At 36.7% G+C, this 2,270-nt stretch carries 3 protein-coding genes; all 3 read left to right on the top strand.

The features are described from left to right. Positions 1-132 precede the first annotated feature (132 nt). Positions 133-1,197, top strand: coding sequence for an LLM class flavin-dependent oxidoreductase (locus tag N7603_RS08885; protein ID WP_262097072.1), 1,065 nt, complete (start codon positions 133-135; stop codon positions 1,195-1,197). A 197-nt stretch (positions 1,198-1,394) separates the two neighbouring features. Then, positions 1,395-1,748: a DUF3267 domain-containing protein gene (locus N7603_RS08890; protein WP_262097073.1), complete on the top strand. Its 354-nt coding sequence runs from the start codon at positions 1,395-1,397 to the stop codon at positions 1,746-1,748. 288 nt (positions 1,749-2,036) lie between these two features. Next, positions 2,037-2,270 (top strand): helix-turn-helix domain-containing protein (locus tag N7603_RS08895; RefSeq protein ID WP_262097074.1); only part of this gene is annotated, 234 nt, incomplete at its 3' end.

Here is a 2,270-nt window from a genome sequence, read left to right on the forward strand (position 1 = left end):
AAACAGTCTAGCTGTATTAGTATGAAACAAATCCACAGTACATTATTAGTATATTAAATTAGAAAGAAAGAGGAAAGGTTTGAATTCATCTTAAGTGCTAACTTAATACAATTTAAATCTTACATGTTAATTATGAGTAAATTCGAACTTGGAATCACAACTTTTGCAGAAGTGATGCCAGACTTAAAAACAGGCAAAACCATCTCTTATGATGAACGCATTAACCAATTGATTGATGAGATTGTGCTCGCTGATCAAGTGGGATTAGATTACTATGGCATTGGTGAACACCACCGTAAAGATTTCGCAGCTTCAGCGCCCCATACGATTCTGGCTGCAGCTGCACGATTAACTAAACATATCAAATTGGGTTCAGCTGTGACAGTGCTGTCATCTGATGACCCTGTCAGAGTCTATCAAAACTTCGCAACCCTAAATGCACTCACCAAAGGTCGTGCAGAAATCATGGCTGGTCGTGGGTCTTTTATAGAATCGTTCCCATTATTTGGGTATGATTTAAATTCGTATGACCGTTTGTTTGCAGAAAAGTTGGATTTGCTATTACAAATTAGAGACAACGAAATCGTCTCCTTCGAAGGTAAAGCCAGAGCACCGATTGACCAACTGGGTGTCTATCCAAGAACCAATTATAAATTACCAATTCAGGTTGCAGTCGGCGGTACTCCGGCATCTGCGGTGAGAGCTGCGAATTACGGTTTACCCCTATTTTTAGCCATCATTGGCGGCTATCCTAGAATGTTTAAACCGCTAGTCGACCTTTATACCAAAACCTATAAAGAACGCGGATTTGACCCAAAAGAAATGCAAATATCGGTTCATTCACATGGCTATATCGCCGAAGATATGAATGATGCGGTAGAAACCTATTTTCCTTCGATTAAACAAGCGATGGATATCATCGGTAAAGAACGCGGCTGGTCAACCTATACCAGAAGTACCTATGATGCGAGCCGTTCGATGGATGGTGCCTTATTCGTAGGTGATCCGGAGTATATCGCGAAGAAGATATTACACCTAAGAAAAACCTTAGGCATCCACCGTTTTGCATTACACATTCCTGTGGGTCAACTTGACCACGACAAAGTAATGAAAACCATTGAATTACTCGGAACCAAAGTCAAACCCATAATTGATGCAGCTATAAAATTAGAAAAAATTAATTCAAAAACTATTTAATCCTTTATAATAGATGTAAAGGATGGTAATACATATGAAGTCATGTTTAGGTGTTCCAGAGGGGTATGAACTGAAATATACCCTCGATTTACAAAAAGACAAAAAAGTATTTTTGCTATTAAATGTTTTATCGATTGTGATTATTTTGCCTTTGCTTTTAGGATTTGGACGATTTGATTTTGATCAATTAGGCACCTTTGATTTATTCTATATTTTTCCATCGCTTCAGTCAAGCGAAAGTGAAATATCAATTTCATGGATGGGCATTTTCAGCCTCAACCCCAGGTTATACATATAAGAAAAAGAATTATCTCATCATCGGACTAGCGCCAGCGGTGATTCTAAATACTGCATTAATTCTATTATCGATTTTTTTAGAAGGGCCTTATGACTTGATAGCCTATTTTGTATTCATCATTCATTTCTCAGGTTGTATCGGTGATTTTTATGTCACAGCGCTCTTGTTGAAGTATCCTAGTCGAACTTATGTAGAGGATACAGGAACTGGTATGAAGTTCTATGTAGAATCTAAGGATTCCCAGTCTATATAGTTATTTAGATTTTTAGAACCGTTGAGGTATTATATTTGAATTCTCTATATAAAATGGGTAAAATGAAACCAATCCGATGATAGATAACCTGCATATTTAGTCATCATCGACCGGATACCATGACGCAGACATGGTATCTTTTTTAACAATCCAATCAAGAAGTCCCCTTCCTCTACAGGTAGTGGGATGAATTGATTTTCTTATATTTACAAATCATTATAAATAATGTTATAATAAAGGTGTATTCATACCCGTTTCTGCACTCTACTGAAAGCCAAGGTGAACCAGATGAATAAAGCCTTTAAGTTTAGGATCTATCCCACTGAATCTCAAAAGACTTTGATTCATATGACCTTAGGCCATAATCGCTTTTTATGGAATAAGATGTTAGAAGGCAAACAGAAACACTATGAATTGAATAAAACCCACTTATATAACCGTCCAGCTCAATATAAAGATACTTATCCTTTTCTAAAAGATATTGATTCTTTATCTCTAGCGAACACTCAACTCAATCTTGAA

The sequence above is a fragment of the Paracholeplasma vituli genome (assembly GCF_025446935.1).
GTDB lineage: Bacteria > Bacillota_I > Bacilli_A > Acholeplasmatales > UBA5453 > Paracholeplasma > Paracholeplasma vituli.